Annotated in this window: 12 protein-coding genes; 2 read left to right on the forward strand and 10 right to left on the reverse strand. The window is 62.3% G+C overall.

Going from position 1 to position 15,309, the window contains the following annotated elements; genetic code table 11:
* The 7 genes from BM186_RS18135 to bacA form a co-directional block, all read right to left on the reverse strand.
* On the reverse strand, window positions 1–549 hold the full coding sequence (locus tag BM186_RS18135; RefSeq protein ID WP_083431624.1) for a rhomboid family intramembrane serine protease: 549 nt from the start codon (window positions 547–549) through the stop codon (window positions 1–3).
* The gene (locus BM186_RS18140; protein ID WP_074917136.1) at window positions 546–5,783 is read right to left on the reverse strand and encodes a DNA repair ATPase; all 5,238 of its coding nucleotides are present in this window, start codon (window positions 5,781–5,783) and stop codon (window positions 546–548) included. Before BM186_RS18140 ends, BM186_RS18135 begins: the two co-directional genes overlap by 4 nt.
* A gap of 190 nt (window positions 5,784–5,973) precedes the next feature.
* Entirely contained in the window at window positions 5,974–6,213 is a 240-nt protein-coding gene (locus tag BM186_RS18145; RefSeq protein ID WP_072425880.1) for a hypothetical protein, read from the reverse strand.
* A 107-nt stretch (window positions 6,214–6,320) separates the two neighbouring features.
* The gene (locus BM186_RS18150) at window positions 6,321–8,366 is read right to left on the reverse strand and encodes a flotillin family protein (protein ID WP_074917138.1); all 2,046 of its coding nucleotides are present in this window, start codon (window positions 8,364–8,366) and stop codon (window positions 6,321–6,323) included.
* A gap of 84 nt (window positions 8,367–8,450) precedes the next feature.
* Complete coding sequence (locus BM186_RS18155) at window positions 8,451–9,092, reverse strand: OB-fold-containig protein (RefSeq protein ID WP_074917140.1); 642 nt, start codon at window positions 9,090–9,092, stop codon at window positions 8,451–8,453.
* A gap of 50 nt (window positions 9,093–9,142) precedes the next feature.
* On the reverse strand, window positions 9,143–9,838 hold the full coding sequence (locus BM186_RS18160) for a PspA/IM30 family protein (protein ID WP_074917142.1): 696 nt from the start codon (window positions 9,836–9,838) through the stop codon (window positions 9,143–9,145).
* Between the two features lie 14 nt (window positions 9,839–9,852).
* The gene (gene bacA / locus BM186_RS18165; RefSeq protein WP_074917144.1) at window positions 9,853–10,473 is read right to left on the reverse strand and encodes a biofilm formation regulator BacA; all 621 of its coding nucleotides are present in this window, start codon (window positions 10,471–10,473) and stop codon (window positions 9,853–9,855) included.
* A gap of 292 nt (window positions 10,474–10,765) precedes the next feature.
* Between bacA and BM186_RS18170 the strand changes: the two genes are divergently transcribed.
* Entirely contained in the window at window positions 10,766–11,017 is a 252-nt protein-coding gene (locus BM186_RS18170; protein WP_064495350.1) for a hypothetical protein, read from the forward strand.
* A 57-nt stretch (window positions 11,018–11,074) separates the two neighbouring features.
* Here the strand turns inward: BM186_RS18170 and thrC are convergent, their stop codons facing one another.
* The 3 genes from thrC to BM186_RS18185 all read right to left on the reverse strand — a co-directional run bounded on the left by thrC (window position 11,075) and on the right by BM186_RS18185 (window position 14,678).
* The gene (gene thrC / locus BM186_RS18175; RefSeq protein WP_074917146.1) at window positions 11,075–12,484 is read right to left on the reverse strand and encodes a threonine synthase; all 1,410 of its coding nucleotides are present in this window, start codon (window positions 12,482–12,484) and stop codon (window positions 11,075–11,077) included.
* A 58-nt stretch (window positions 12,485–12,542) separates the two neighbouring features.
* On the reverse strand, window positions 12,543–13,847 hold the full coding sequence (locus BM186_RS18180; RefSeq protein WP_017675128.1) for a homoserine dehydrogenase: 1,305 nt from the start codon (window positions 13,845–13,847) through the stop codon (window positions 12,543–12,545).
* Between the two features lie 102 nt (window positions 13,848–13,949).
* Window positions 13,950–14,678, reverse strand: a complete 729-nt coding sequence (locus tag BM186_RS18185) for a thioredoxin fold domain-containing protein (RefSeq protein WP_074917148.1) — start codon at window positions 14,676–14,678, stop codon at window positions 13,950–13,952.
* Window positions 14,679–14,992: 314 nt separating this feature from the next.
* Here BM186_RS18185 and BM186_RS18190 point away from each other — a divergent pair.
* The coding region (locus tag BM186_RS18190; protein WP_074917150.1) for an Ohr family peroxiredoxin at window positions 14,993–15,309 on the forward strand (317 nt) is incomplete at its 3' end.

The raw sequence follows: 15,309 nt of genomic DNA on the forward strand, positions 1-15,309 counted from the left end.
TTAACGATATTTACGACGGCTCAGCGCGGCATAGAGAACACCGCAGAAAGCTCCCGCCAGGTGGTATTCGAAGGAAACGCCGGCAAGCGGTAACAGGCCGAAGAACCAGCCGCCGTAGAGGAAGAACACCAGCACGGCCAACAACAGGTCGAGCAGGCTGCGCTCGAACCAGGCGCGCGCCAGCAATAACCCCCAGAAACCGAACAGCCAGCCACTGGCGCCGACGTGCAGGCCGGTGCGGCCGAACAGCCAGACCAGTACACCGCTGCCAACGATGATAAAAGCACTGGAAAAATAGAAATCACGCCGCGAGCGCAGCAGCACCAGGCTACCGAGCACCAGCAGGCCGCTCAGATTGCTGAGCAGATGCGCCCAACTGCCATGCAACCAGGGCGCGAGGAGGATGCCGGGCAACGCCTCGATATGCCGGGGCACCAGGCCCCAGAGATTCAAGGTGCCGCCCAGGGCGCCATTGACCACCTGCACCAGCAACATCGCGCCGCTGATCAATATCAGCGGGCGCAACTCAACCAGCCAGCCTCGCCTCACGGCGCCTCGTCGTCCGCGGCGTCGCTGCGCTGCTCGTGCCCGAGTAGCGCGCCGAGATCGCGCAATTGGGTGGAGATTTCCAGCATGCGGTTGTGGGTACGCAAATCGATGTCGATTTTCTTGTCCATCGCCTTGATCAGCGGCAGGAAGCTGTTCTCCAGGCTATCGGCCAGGCTTTCCAGCAATTTTTGCGTGCCCTGCTGCGGCGGCGCAACCACCTCTACCTGCGGGCGCAGCTTGCCAAGGTTGTCCAATCCAGCCAGCAACTGTTCCCATGGAATGCTCGGCGTCTCGCTGGCCGACTTGCCAGCGCCCAGGCCACGCACGCTCTCGACCAGATCGTTGAGCTGCGCCACCACACGGCCACCAACGTCCGTATCGCTGCCGCCCATGGCCTTGTTGCGCATGAAGTCGCGCTTGATCTGCGCCCAGCGCTCGGCCTGCTCGGGCGTCATGTTGCCACGCAGTTCGGCGAGCTTGAGCAGGTTTTCCTCGGCACCGGTGGTGAGCAGCTGCGACTCGCCCTGATAGTGGTCGGCGATCAGTTGCAGCAACTCGGCATCGTTCATCACCGAACTGATCTTCTCGGCCATCTTGTTCATGTTGCGGTAGCTGCCCTGCAGCTTGAACGGCGGTTCGGTGCGGTAGCTGTCGGCCTGCGCGGCGCTGACGATGTATTGCTGGTTGACCCGGCCGACCACATCGCGAATCTGCATCAGGCGCTGCAGGGTCGAGGTGATCTCGTTGATCTCGGCGGCGCTGTAGGTGTGGCTCAGCTCGTTGGCGGAGAACGGCTTGCCCTCGGCCTTGGCGACGAAGCGGTAGACGTCGGCCATGTCGCGGGTGGCCAGCGGTGCCAGCACCGGGTTGGAGGTCAGGCTGTTCTCGATGTAGGACAGCGCGAAGGCTTCCTGCATGCCGCCCAGGGTGTCGCCCAGGTTGTAGATGTCAGCACGGTTGGCAAGCATGTCGGGGATCTTGAACACGTCGCCGGACTCGGTGTACGGGTTGCCGCTCATCACCACGCAGAACTTCTTGCCGCGCATGTCGTAGGTCTTGGTCTTGCCCTTCCACACACCCTCGATGCGCCGGGTGCCGTCACAGAGCGAGATGAACTTCTGCAGGAACTCGGGGTGGGTGTGCTGAATGTCGTCGACATAGAGCATCACGTTGTTACCCATCTCCAGCGCCAGGTTGAGCTTTTCCAGCTCCTGGCGCGAGGTAGCGTCCGGCGCCTGCGCCGGGTCGATGGAGCGCACTTCATGGCCGAGGGCCGGGCCGTTGATCTTCATGAAGATCAGGCCCAGGCGATGCGCCACGTACTCCATCAGTGTGGTCTTGCCGTAGCCGGGCGGCGAGATGAGCATCAGCAGGCCCATCAGGTCGGTGCGTTTGTTCTCGCCGGCGGTGCCCATCTGCTTGGCCAGGTTGTCGCCGATAAAGCCCAGGTACACGTCGTTGATCAGCTTGTTACGCACGAACGACGACAGTGGCCGCGGCTTGAACTCGCCCAGGCGCAGCGCCGCGCGCTCGCGGTTGATGACCTCCTGGCGCAGCGCCTGGTAACGCTGCAGCTGCGGCACGAAGTCGCCGCGGTGCTGCTGCAGGCGAGCGAAGTAGTCGTCGATGGTAAGCACCAGCGCACCGTCCTGCACACGCGGATGGTCGCCGAGCAGGCCACTGACGGTGAAGCGCAGGTCGACCTCGGTGAAGCGACGCGGGAACTCGTCGTCCAGCAGGCTGATGGCCACGGCTTCGGGAATGTACTCGACCAGCTCGGCCAGCGCTTGGTCCTGCGCACACAGGCCATCGAGCCAAGTCTGCGCCAGCGACCAGCGCTGCACCGGGCGACCCCGCAAGTTGTCCAGCGCCGCACGGTAGTCATCCCAGACATGACTGGCCTGCATGCGCTGCTGCAGGGTATCGAGCAGTTGCCGCGCGTACTTGCTGAAGGTGAACTCGATGGGCTTGGCCGCCAGCTCCTCGACCAGATAGGCCGCAGCTGCCTGACGTTGCGCGGCGCTCACTGCCAGCGGGTGCTGGGCGAGGAAGCGCTGCATCGCAGCAGCAATCTCTTCCTGCAGGCGCAGCACGCCATCTTCACTGCCGAACATCTGCCGCAAGTGCAGGCTGCTGCGTGCACGCTCGGGCCACAGCTCGGCCTCGATGTCCGCCCCCCAGCGGTTCCAGAACAGCGCGGCGAAGCCTCGCGCGGCGGGCGCATAGCGCAGCAGCCCGGCACTTTCGCGCAGCGGCAGAAGCTGGATGAGGACCAGCGCGGCATCGTGATCGTGGATGCCCTTCTCGTAGGCATCCTTGTAGCGCGGCGCGGCGAAGTCGCGGATCAGCCGGGTCAGGTCTTCTGGCTGCGCCAGATGGGTCTTGAGCAGATCCAGGGTCAGCCCTTCACGCCCGTTCAGCGCAGCGTCCAGCACCAGGCCGGCGAGGTATTCGGCGCGGTACAGCGCAGGCGATTCGGACTCCAGCGAGACCTGCCAGTAGTCGCGCAGCCCCTCCAGCGTCTCGTCACGCAATGGTTCGAGGAAATCGGTGCCGGTCAGGTGCAGATACAGCGCATCGCCGCGCGGCATCAGGGTCAGATCCAATTCCTGGGTGTTGACGCTGAAGCGGTGACGCGGGCCGAGCTTGATGACGTTGCCGCCTTCCTCGAACAGCTCGCTCTTGTCGCGCAGGGCACGCACCGCCTGGTCGCGTGCAGCCTTCAGGCGCGCCTCGACATCGTCAGCCTTGACGCTGTCCTTGAGCTCGCGCAGACGCTCGGCCATTTCGCGCAGCTTGAGAATCAGCGGGTCGGCGGCGAAGAAGGCGTTGAGCTCGTCCATCTGGGTCAGGCGCGCGGTGCGCCGGACGAGGCTGTCGAGGATGCGCTGGGCGGCGTCGAGCACACCCTGGGCGCGGCGCTGGCGGTCGTCGAGCAGGCTCTGCTTGTGCGCCTCGAAGGTTTCCAGCAGTTCCTCGCGCTTGCCGAGGATATCGCTGAGGAACTGCTCCTGATCACCGAACTGGCTTTCCAGCTCTTCCAGTTGCACCAGCAGCCGCGACAGCTGTTCGTCGCACTTCTCCGGGTCCTGGGCCAGCGCCAGGGCATTGGTGATGCCCTGGCCAAACAGTTTGAACTGGGCGCCGAACTGCGCCACGGTCTCGGCCGAGCCCAGACCCTTGCGCCGCTGCTCGGCGCGCGCCTTGGCCTGGTTGAGGCGGGCGTAGACCTCGGAAATCGATTCGACGATGCGCGTGCGCTGGGTGGCGTCATCGATCTTCAGCGAGGCCATCAGGCTCGACAGCATGTCGAGGTTGCCGGCCATCTCCTGCATTTCGGCCAGCGGCTCATTGAGCTGGGTGACGGTATCGGCCTTCTGCGCCAGGACATCCAGCTCGCCCAGGCGCTGCACATAGGGTTGCAGCGCCGCGTCGCTGGCGAGGAAGGCCGAGGTGGCACCGGCCACGCGCTCCTGGGCTTCGAGCAGTTCGGTTTCCATGGCGTCAATACGCGCCACGTCGATGTAGCGGTAGTCACGAATGGTCAGCAACTGGCCGCGCTGTGCGGTGATGGCGTTGAGCGCCTCGACGAAATGCTGCACCTCGTCCCAGCTGTCCACCAGCAGGCCGGAGAGCAAGCTCTTCTGCCGCGTCTCGGCCTCGGCCATGGCGCGCGCGGACTGCTGGCGAATGCTCTCGACCTTCTCGAACTCATCCAATACCAGCTCGGACGTGGCGGCTACTTCGCGTAACAGCGGCGCCAGTTCGGCGCACTGGGCGTCGCCCAGCCAATGATAGACGTCGAACAGACGACGGGTGTTCTGGCACAGCTGGGTGTAGCGCGCCACCGACACTTCGCGGCTGTCGATCTCACGGCTCAGATTGAGCAGGTCGGACACGCCACGCACCAACTCGGCGTTGCCGATACGGCCGAAGAAGCCGCTGCGCGCAGGCTGGCGAGCAGCATGGTCTTCACTCTCGAATGGCGTCTGCCAGATCTGCATCGGGTGGATGCGCGTCGGTTCGCTGCCCTCGGCGGCGAAGATCACCATGCGCCCGTCTTCCAGGCGTGCGTAGCCGTGACCGAAGATCGGGTTGTGCAACTGGCGGTTGATCATGTTGTAAGTGAACAGCGCCGCGCGGCCTTCTTCCGGGTGGTAGAAGATGTACTGCACGTCCTCGCCGTTGGGCGAACGCACCGAGCGCTTGAAGCGCATGCCGCCCATGGGCTGTTCGAAGGTCTTGTACTCGCCGCTCTGCAGGTAGTAGCCGCCGGGGAAGATGATGCCGTGGTCTTCCGGCAACTGGACGCAGGCCAGGCCGATGGCGTCGATGCGCTCGACCTGATTGGTCAGGCTGTTGAATACCAGGTAGCGCCACTGTTCCTCGCGGTACGGCAGGATCTTCAGCAGAATCAGGCTGCCCAGGCGGGCGTATTCGATCTGCGCGTCATCCAGTGACTGGGTCTTGTCGACCACGGCTTCACGGTAGATACCCTGGCCGTCCTGGGTGTTGTTCTCGACCTTGATGGTCAGGTCGCCGCCAACGGTCTCGACGAATACGCTGTCGAGGATATTGACGTGCGGATGACGGCCCATGACCACCATCTCGCGGGTGGTCTTCTGCCACTCGAAGTCGAACGGCGCCGGCAGCGCGATATCGCGCTCGCCGCGGTTGTCGATATAGCGCACCTCACGCCCATCGACCGAGATCGACCAGCGGAAAACGCGGATATCGGTGATGCGCTCACCGATCTGGAAACTCGCCAGCAGCTTGCCGTCACGGATGGCCAACTGCAGCAGACGGGTGTTCTTGTAGTAGGTGTACAGCTCGTTGAAGTCGGCGACGAAGCTGGCCTGGGCCAGGAAGCTACCCTCCAGCGGCACCGATTCGGCATCGAAGCCGTCAGGGGTTTCCACCAGGCGGTAGAGGGAAAACACGTCGGCGACGCTGGTTTCCTTCTTCAGTCCCAGGAATACGTTGTAGCCAAACAGCAGGCACTCGCCGACCTGGACGATATCGCGGGCGATGCAGTTGTTCTCGGTGCGGATACGCACCCGCCCGATGGCCTCCATCGCGCTGCTGCCGAACTCCGCCAGGCGCTGGCCGTTGAGCGTTTCGGTCAAGCTGCGCAGGCGCTGACCCTGCTCCTGCAGGCGCCGCTGCAGCACCTCGTAGGCGCCGCCTTCGGCGACGGCCTTGTCCAATACGTCCTGTGTGTGTGCGTCCGACATCGTAGTCATCCTGAATCTGCTGCGTCTAAAACGCCTCTCCGAGGAGGGGCTGGCAGGTTGGGCTGGGCGGTATCCCTGTAGGGTGGCCCGGGCGCCCCGCTTCAGCCCACTATCTATGGCCGACGTGGCGGGCTGAAGCCCACCCTACAAACTGGGAGTGTTGGTAGGGTGAGCAGGCGCAGCCGGCTTGCTATGCGCCGATCTTCTGCTCGACGATGGCGATCTTGTCGCGCAGCGCCGCATCGATCTCTTCCGGGCGCACCTGGGCGATGATCTTGCGCAGCACCCGCACCTCGTTGTCGTCGATCACGCCATCTCGCTCGGCGATTTCCAGCAGCGCTTTGAGTTCCTGAGCATCCAGGCGACCGTCATTGCTGAAGCACTGGATCGAGCGGAAGGTCATCTCCAGATAATCTCTTGACTCTGACATCTCATATTCCCTGATTGGTCGAAATTAGGTGGTCATGTGGCGGGGCGGCTGACGCCCATACCACAGTGAGCAATGGTGGGCTGCAGCCCACCCTACAGACAGGGCGCTCAGGCTTGCTCCGGGCCTGCGCTCGGTGCAACCACCGGTGCGGCCGGAGCGGCCTTGCCAGCCAGCAGACGCGCCAGCACGTCCTGCACCACCGGGCTCTTGCCGACCACACCTTCGATGGCCTTGCCCACCGACAGCGACTTGGCGAAGGAGTTGAAGAAGTCGCCCTCGCCGCCGACGATCTCGATCTTCGCCTTGGCCAGCGCGGTGGCCAGCACCTCGGCCTGATCCTTGGCGATTTCCTTGTTGGCAGCGATGGCGGCCATAGCCTCCTCGAAACTCTTCTCCAGCTGCATGCGGAACTCTTCGTGAGCACGCGCGTTGTCGCTCAGCGCATCCAGCGCGCCGAACTTCTTGCCCAGACCTTCGGCTTCGGCGTTCAGGCGCTCCAGCAGCACCTGCGCTTCGGCCATACCCAGGTCCTGGGTCGCCTTGGCCTTGGCGGTGCCAAGTTGCTCTTCACCGCGCGCCTGGGCACCGAGCTTCTCTTCCAGCACCTTGGCGTCGGCCAGGCCGTCTTTTTCCTTGGCCGCCGCCTGCGCTTCGATAACGCGCGCCTGCGCCAGCCCTTTTTCCTGCTCGCCCTTGGCTTCGGCGATCAGACGCTCGGCCTGTACGCGAGCCTCGGCCAGGCCTTCCTTCTCCTTGGCCGCAGCGGTGACTTCACGCACGCGCGCATCGGCCAGGCCAGGTGCGGCGCGCTCGGCTTCGATACCTTCGGCCAGTTTCTTCTTGGCTTCGGCGCTCTTGGCCGCTGCTTCCAGTTCGGCCTGGGCCAGGTTGTTGATTTCCACCGCCTTGTGCTTGGAACGGGTTTCGTCGGCTTCAGCCTGCTTGACCTGGCGCACCAGCTCCTGCTCGGCTTCGGCCTGGGCATTGAGCACGGTGACCTGCTTGAGACGCTCGGCCTCGGAGACTTCACGCACTTCCTTGATACGCTCTTCTTCCTGAGCCACGGTCTTCTCGACTGCGACGCGCTCGCGGATCACGCCAGCGATGTTCTTGCGCTCTTCTTCCAGCGCCTTTTCCTTCTCGATGCGCTGCAGTTCGACTTCGCGCTCGCGGGCGACCACTTCCAGATCCTTGGCGCGGGTGACTTTCTCCACCTCGATGACCACGGCACGCTGGCGGTTCTGCTGGGCCACTTCCACTTCGCGCTGATGGTTCTCGGCGCGGATGTCCAGCTCCTGCTGGGTCTGGATGCGGGCCTGTTCGGCCTTCAGGCGTTCTTCCTCGCGCACCTTGAGGGTTTCCGCTTCCTCGCGGGCACGGATGGTCTCGATCTCGCGCTTCTGGCGTGCTTCGGCATCGGCCTGCTGGCGTTCCAGCGACAGGGTCGCCTCACGGGTTTCGACGTTCTTCTTCTTGATCGCCAGCTCTTCGTTGCGCTCCAGCTCGTTGGTGATGACGTTCTGCGCAGCGGTCAGCTCGGTGATCTTGCGGATACCTTCGGCGTCGAGGATGTTGCTCGGGTCAAGCGAGTGCTTGGCCGTCTGCTCCAGGTAGTCGATGGCCACGTCTTCGAGCACATAACCGTTGAGGTCGTTGCCGATCACCTCGACGATACGATCACGAAACTCCTGACGATTCTCGAACAGCTGGACGAAGTCGAACTGCTTGCCGACAGTCTTCAGTGCTTCGGAGAACTTGGCGTTGAACAGTTCGTTGACCGCTGCGCGGTCGGAGGCACGCTCCACGCCAATGGCCTTGGCCACCTTGAGCACGTCTTCCTGGGTCTCGTTGACACGCAGGTAGAAGGCCACGGTGATATCGGCACGCATGTTGTCGCGGCAGATCAGACCGTCCTTGGCGCGGCGGTCGACTTCCAGGGTAATCAGGGAGATCTTCATGAACTCCTTGAGGTGGATCACCGGGTATACCAGCGAGCCGGTGAAGTGCACCTTGGGCGTCGAGCTCATGTCGTTGACGATCAGCGCAGTGCCTTGCGGAACCTTGATGTAGAAGGCCTTGAACAGGGCGATCAGGGCGATGATGAAGAGGACGACCAGCCCTGCCCCGACGATGAAGGGAATGACGTTTTCCATTACAGCTTTACTCCTTTGCTAGTTGTGCAGGCAGGTTCGGCATACCCTGCCTGCCCTCTGTTACGTACGGATGGTCGGCAGAGGCTAGACGCCTCGAAATTCTTCTTCGGTGATGATGCGATAGGCGTGTTCGGCCGCCAGGTATTCGAGCAACACGACGCGGTCGCCGCGCTTGAAGCCCAGCGCCTCGTCGGCACGTACCCGCAGGATCAACCCAGCGCCGCCATCTTCCAGCACCGCTTCACCATGACTGCTGGTGACACGACCACTGCGCACCACGGCCACCTGGCCCAGCACCGACTTGCTGCTGATCGCCTCGACCTTGTGGAACAGCGGCCGCAGCGGCCGACAGATCACCGCACACAGCGGTGCAGCCAGCACGAAGGCGCCAGCGATGACCACCAGCCCCAGCGGGTAACGCAGAATGCCCAATGGCAGGTGACGCAGCAGCCACAGCTCGATGAAGTAGCAGGCGAACCAGGCGAAGAAGAACAGCAGGGTCAGCACCAGGGTGACCGGCACGCCATCGAGCTTGAGCTTGTACAGCAGGCCGGCGAGGCCTTCGGTCTGACCGCTGTCTTCCATCACCGAATCGGCTTCGACATCGAGCAAATCGACCTCGAGCAGGCCGGCGGCAACGACCAGCCAGTAGATGACCGCCACGCACAGCAGAAAGCTGTAGATGGCGGTGGGAAACGACAGCGCAGTTTGCAGGAAGAGTTCCATTTATTCCTTTCCCTGACGTAGGGAAACGGGGCGCGAACGCCCCGCATCATTCAAGCCTTGGACTTGTCCTTGAGCCTGGCCAGCACGCTGTCGGCACTGGCGTTGTCGGCCTTGATGCCGGCAGCGCGCAGCTTCACTTCCAGCGAATCGTCCGGCGCGCTGGTGGCAGCCAGCTCGGCCGATGCCTCCATCTTCGCTGCACGCTCGGCCTGCTTCTGCTTGATCCGCTCAAGCGACTCGACCGCCGTCTGCAGCTTGGCCTGTGAGCCGCCGTAACGCTGGGCCACGGCCATTTGCGCCTTCTGCACGCTTTCGGTGGCCTTGACCGTATCCACCTGCTGCTTGAGGCGCTTGATATTGCCCTCGGCCTGGGTCACGGCCTTGCGCAATTGCGCCACGCTGGCGGCGAAGCCTTCGGCCTGCTCGCGTTCGCTGGCCTGCTCGATTTCCAGGTTGGCGATCTTTTCGGCGACTTCCTTGGCCAGGGTTTCGTTGCCCGCGTCCAGCGCCTTCAGCGCGTACTGCTCGTACTCGGCAATGCTCGCCGCGCTCTTGTTCACCTTGTCGCTGGCCAGTTTCTGCTTGGCCATGATCTCGGCCAGCGCTTCCTTGGACTTGCGCAGCTCGACATCGGCGTCGCGAATTTCCTGATCGAGGATGCGCAGGGCCTGACTATCGACCACTGCCTCACCCACTTCATTGGCGCCGCCACGCAGCGCCGTCAGCATTTTGCTCCAGACATTCATCGTCTTCTCTCCTCTCAGGCGCTGGTCTTGAAGAAGCCTTCATAGGCTTCGGTGGCCTTGATCACGTTGTCCGCCAACAGCTCGATCTCGAACACCACGTCGGACAGGGTCGAGGACGAACTCAGCGCGCCGAACATGGTGTAGCAATCGCGCCCGTCGCCCATTTTTTCCAGGCCGATGGACGACAGCGGGAACAGCTTGTGGGTACGCAGTACCTCTTCGTTGAAGGCCGCCGCATCCTTGACGTCCGCTGCCGGCCAGAGCAGCGCCTCGACGATGATCTGCTCACCGAACACGGCGATGAACAGCGGCAGGTCGCCGTACTCACGCATGGTGATGTGCAGGCTGGCGTCAGCGCCTTGAATCAGCTCGATGCCAGCCTGACCACTTTGGAACAGTTCCGTTGCCGCCAGCGCTTCATGCAGCGCCTGGGCGGTCCAAACTTGAGGCATGCTCATACCCTCCTCCTTCTCCATCGAAGCCAGCAGCGACTGTGGCTGGCGCAGTTTGCGCTCGAACGCGACCAACAATGGCGCATGCTCGGGCAAGATCCAGACTTCCTTCTTGACCAACCCCTGCTCACGCAGACGCTGACGATAAAGACGCTGGTAATGGGCTGATGATTTGTTGTCCATGAATCGCAGCCTAGACCCTTACATGTGAACCGTAAAGTAATCACATGTGATAAATGTGATGCCGTTCGTCAGATCAGCGCGCAGGAGTCATCCTCGGCACAAAACGCCGAAGAATGCACAGGAATGGGAAAGAAGAGAGGCAGGCACTCAGGCTCGTCCATGATTCGAGCAAAACGCTTCCATTCGCGAAGTGTCGGATTAAACATCAGGCGCTTTCGTTGCGCACGAAAAAAAGCGCCAACCGGGTCGCAGTTAAGATCCCTACTCAGCCAACCCAGGAGACAGGCGTGCCATGAATGAACTCCCACCGGCCGTACGCCAACTGCTGCATGCCAATCAACGTCAGGCAGCCATCGACCTGCTGAGCGAATACCTGGCAAACGACCAGAAGGAAGCCGAACGCCGTATCGATCAGTACCTGGAGGACGACCCACCCGTGCACCTGCGCGGCGCTGGCGTCGTTCGCGCCAGCCGCCTCAACGCCCTGATCTGGCTGATCCTGATCATCCTGATGGCGCTTCTGGCCCTGATCTTCGCCCTTTGAGCCGCTCATAAACGAAACCGGCGCCACAAGGGCGCCGGTTTCGTCGAAGCAGAAACCTCAGAGCGGCTTGCCGCGATTACCATGAGCCGCGACGAACTGCTGCACGGTCTTCAGATCATTGGCCAACACCGTGCAACGCTCTTCGCGCTGGAACAGATCGGTCAGATGCGCAGGTAGCGTCGGCACGGCATCGATGCCCGCCTTTTCCACCGCCTCGGGGAACTTGACCGGATGCGCGGTACCCAGCACCACCATGGGCGTGGCCAGGCTGCGGCGACATTCACGCGCAGCACGCACACCGATGGCGGTATGCGGGTCGAGCAATTCGCCGCACTCCTGGTACACCTCGGTGATGGTCTCGCAGGTCTGCTCGTCGTTCACTGCCAGCGAATCGAACAACTTGCGCGCCTCGACCCAGCGATCTTCGTCAACACTGAAACCGCCGCCCTGCTTGAAGCTGTCCATCAGACTGGCGATGGCAGCGCCATTGCGACCATGCAGGTCGAACAGCAGACGTTCGAAGTTGGACGAAACCATGATGTCCATCGACGGCGACAGAGTCGGGTGCAGAGTGTCCTTGACGTACTGATTGCCACTCATGAAGCGGTGCAGGATGTCGTTGCGGTTGGTGGCGACGATCAACTGGCTGACCGGCAGGCCCATGTTGCGCGCCAGGTAGCCAGCGAAGATATCGCCGAAGTTGCCAGTCGGCACCGAGAAGGCGATGGAACGCGCCGGCGCACCGAGCTGCAGGGCCGCATGGAAGTAGTAGACGATCTGGGCCATGATCCGCGCCCAGTTGATCGAGTTGACCGCTACCAGACGTGTGCCCTTGAGGAAGCCCTGGTCGGCGAAGCTGGCCTTGACCATCTCCTGGCAGTCGTCGAAGTTACCTTCGATGGCAATGTTGTGGATGTTGTCGCCGAGGATGGTGGTCATCTGCCGGCGCTGCACCTCGGACACGCGGTTATGCGGGTGCATGATGAAGATGTCGACGTTGTCGCAGGCCTTGCAACCCTCGATTGCTGCCGAGCCGGTGTCGCCGGAGGTCGCCCCCATGATCACCACACGCTCACCGCGCTTGGCCAATACGTGATCGAGCAGACGGCCGAGCAACTGCAGGGCGAAATCCTTGAACGCCAGGGTCGGGCCGTGGAACAGCTCCAGCACCCATTCGTTGCCGTTGAGCTGACGCAGCGGAGCGACAGCATTGTGCTCGAACACTCCGTAGGTTTCTTCGAGGATCTTCTTGAAGTCAGCATCGGCGATGGAACCGGCAACGAACGGGCGCATCACCCGGAAGGCCAGCTCGTGATAGGGCAGGCCCGCCCAGGAGGCGATTTCCTCGACGGTGAAACGCGGCAGATTCTCCGGCACGTAGAGGCCGCCATCGCTGGCCAGACCAGCCAGCAGCACGTCTTCGAAATTCAGGGCCGGCGCCTGGCCGCGGGTACTGATATAGCGCATGGGATAAACCTTCGTTCTGCAGCACCCGCAGACCAGAAGCCTGCGGGTGGACACGGGATTAGTTGAGCTGTTCGACGCGCAGACGCACGACCGGCGAGGTCACGCCATCCAGCGCTTCCATGGCGGCGATGGCCTCGATGATACGCGCCTCGACCACACGGTGGGTCACGAGGATCATCGGTACCAGACCGTCCTGCTCCTCGACTTCCTTCTGCATGATCGACTCGATGTTGATGCCGCGCTCGGAGAGGATGCTCGCCACCTGCGCCAGCACACCCGGATGATCCTTGGCCTGGATGCGCAGGTAGTAGGCGCTCTCGCACTCCTCGATGGGCAGGATCGGGTGATCGGACAGCGAATCCGGCTGGAAGGCCAGGTGCGGCACACGGTTGGTCGGATCGGTGGTCAGCGCACGCACCACGTCCACCAGGTCGGCCACCACCGCCGAGGCGGTCGGCTCCATGCCGGCCCCGGCACCGTAATAGAGGGTGCTGCCAACCGCATCGCCGTTGACCATCACCGCGTTCATCACGCCGTTGACGTTGGCGATCAGGCGATCGGCCGGAATCAGCGTCGGGTGCACGCGCAGCTCGATGCCTGCATCGGTGCGGCGAGCGACACCCAGGTGCTTGATGCGATAGCCCAACGCCTCGGCATAATTCACGTCGACCGTGGTCAGCTTGGTGATGCCCTCGGTGTAGGCCTTGTCGAATTGCAGCGGGATGCCGAAGGCGATGGACGCCAGAATGGTCAGCTTGTGCGCGGCATCGATACCTTCTACGTCGAAGGTCGGGTCGGCCTCGGCATAACCCAGCGCCTGCGCTTCCTTGAGCACGTCTTCGAAGGCACGCCCCTTCTCGCGCATCTCGGTGAGGATGAAGTTGCCGGTGCCGTTGATGATGCCGGCCAGCCAGTTGATGCGGTTGGCCGACAGGCCTTCGCGAATCGCCTTGATCACCGGGATGCCGCCGGCCACAGCCGCTTCGAAAGCGACGATCACGCCCTTCTCGCGCGCCTTGGCGAAGATCTCGTTACCATGCACGGCGATCAGCGCCTTGTTGGCAGTGACCACATGCTTGCCGTTGTCGATGGCCTTGAGCACCAGTTCCTTGGCCAGGGTGTAGCCGCCGATCAGCTCGATGACGATGTCGATCTCGGGATTGTTGACCAGCTCGAACACGTCGCTGGTCATGGCAATGCCGGTGGTGTCGTACTGCGGCTTGGGCGAACGAATGGCGATCTGGGCAATCTCGATGCCGCGACCGGCGCGCCGAGTAATCTCCTCGGCATTGCGCTTGAGTACATTCAACGTACCGCCACCAACGGTGCCCAACCCACAGATGCCCACTTTGACCGGCTTCACACTCAATTCCCCATCAGCACTGCACGAAACGGCCGGAGCATGCCCCGGCCGCAGATAAAGAGCCGCACCTTACGAAGCGGCTGTTTGTTAGTCAATCCGCGCTCAGTCGTTTGACTCCAAGGCTATTTTGGCCAACTGCGGCGCCGGCTGGTAGCCCGGAATCATCTTGCCATTGGCCAGAACGATGGCCGGCGTGCCATTGACCCCGATCATCTGACCGAGCTGGTACTGCTTGGCCACCGGGTTGTCGCAGGAAGCATCGGCTACGCTCTGGCGAGTCTTGGCGCGATTCATCGCGCCCTGCTGATCCTTGGCGCACCAGACACTGACCAGTTCCTTGGCCGCCGGGCTGTTCAGGCCCTGACGCGGGAAGGCGACATAACGAACTTCGACACCCAGACGATTGAGCTCCGGCACTTCGCTATGCAGTTTCTGGCAATAGCCACAGTCAGTATCGGTGAATACGGTGATATGGGTCTTCGGCGCCTTCGGTGCGAACACCACCATTTCCTTGGCCGGAATGGCATTGATCTGCTTGGCCACGGCGCGGCTTTCTTCGATCTCGGTCAGGTTCACGGCCTTGCCGTCCTTGACCTGAAACAGATAGCCCTGAATCAGGAACTGGCCATCAGCGCTGGTGTAAAGCTGACGACCGCCTTCCAGTTGAACCTGATAGACACCGGGCATCGGACTCTCGGCAATGGCCTCGATCGGCAAGCTACCGTCGAGCGACTTCAGCGTCTGACGAATGACCTGATCGGGATCAGCCGCCAGAGTGACACTACTGCCCAGTGCGAGCGCCAGGGCGATGGAAATACGGGTCAGGGACATGAACACTCCTGTCGAACGACGGATCGGTGAAATCGTTACAGCCTACCACAGATGGCGCCCCAGACCGCCGACCAGCTAGCAGACGGCACATCAGCTGATCGAAAAACTCCTGAGAACGCTCAACCGCACCTCGACCGAAACACACCCTGGACCAGCGCTTATGCCAATGACCCGTAGCGCATATAGCAAAATCTTCCATATATTTATCTTGCGTGCTAATGTTTTGCGCAATATAGTTCATCTCATGGAAACGGTTAGCGCACAAAAGATTAGCAAGCCAATCCATCACTACCCCACCGACAAGGATCAATGCCATGACTATCGAAAACGTTCTCTACCGTGCAACCGCTGAAGCCTTTGGTGGCCGTGAAGGCCGCGCTGTCTCCTCCGATGGCATCCTCGACATCGCCCTGTCCACCCCGAAAGAACTGGGTGGCGCCGGCGGTAACGGCACCAACCCGGAGCAGCTGTTCGCCGCCGGTTATTCCGCCTGCTTCCTCGGCGCCCTGAAATTCGTCGCCGCCCGCGACAAGCTGAGCATCCCGGCTGACACCTTCATCGAAGGCACCGTCGGCATCGGCGCCATCCCCACCGGCTTCGGCATCGAGGTGGAACTGCGCATCAGCCTGCC

The sequence above is a fragment of the Ectopseudomonas toyotomiensis genome (assembly GCF_900115695.1).
Taxonomy (GTDB): domain Bacteria; phylum Pseudomonadota; class Gammaproteobacteria; order Pseudomonadales; family Pseudomonadaceae; genus Aquipseudomonas; species Aquipseudomonas toyotomiensis.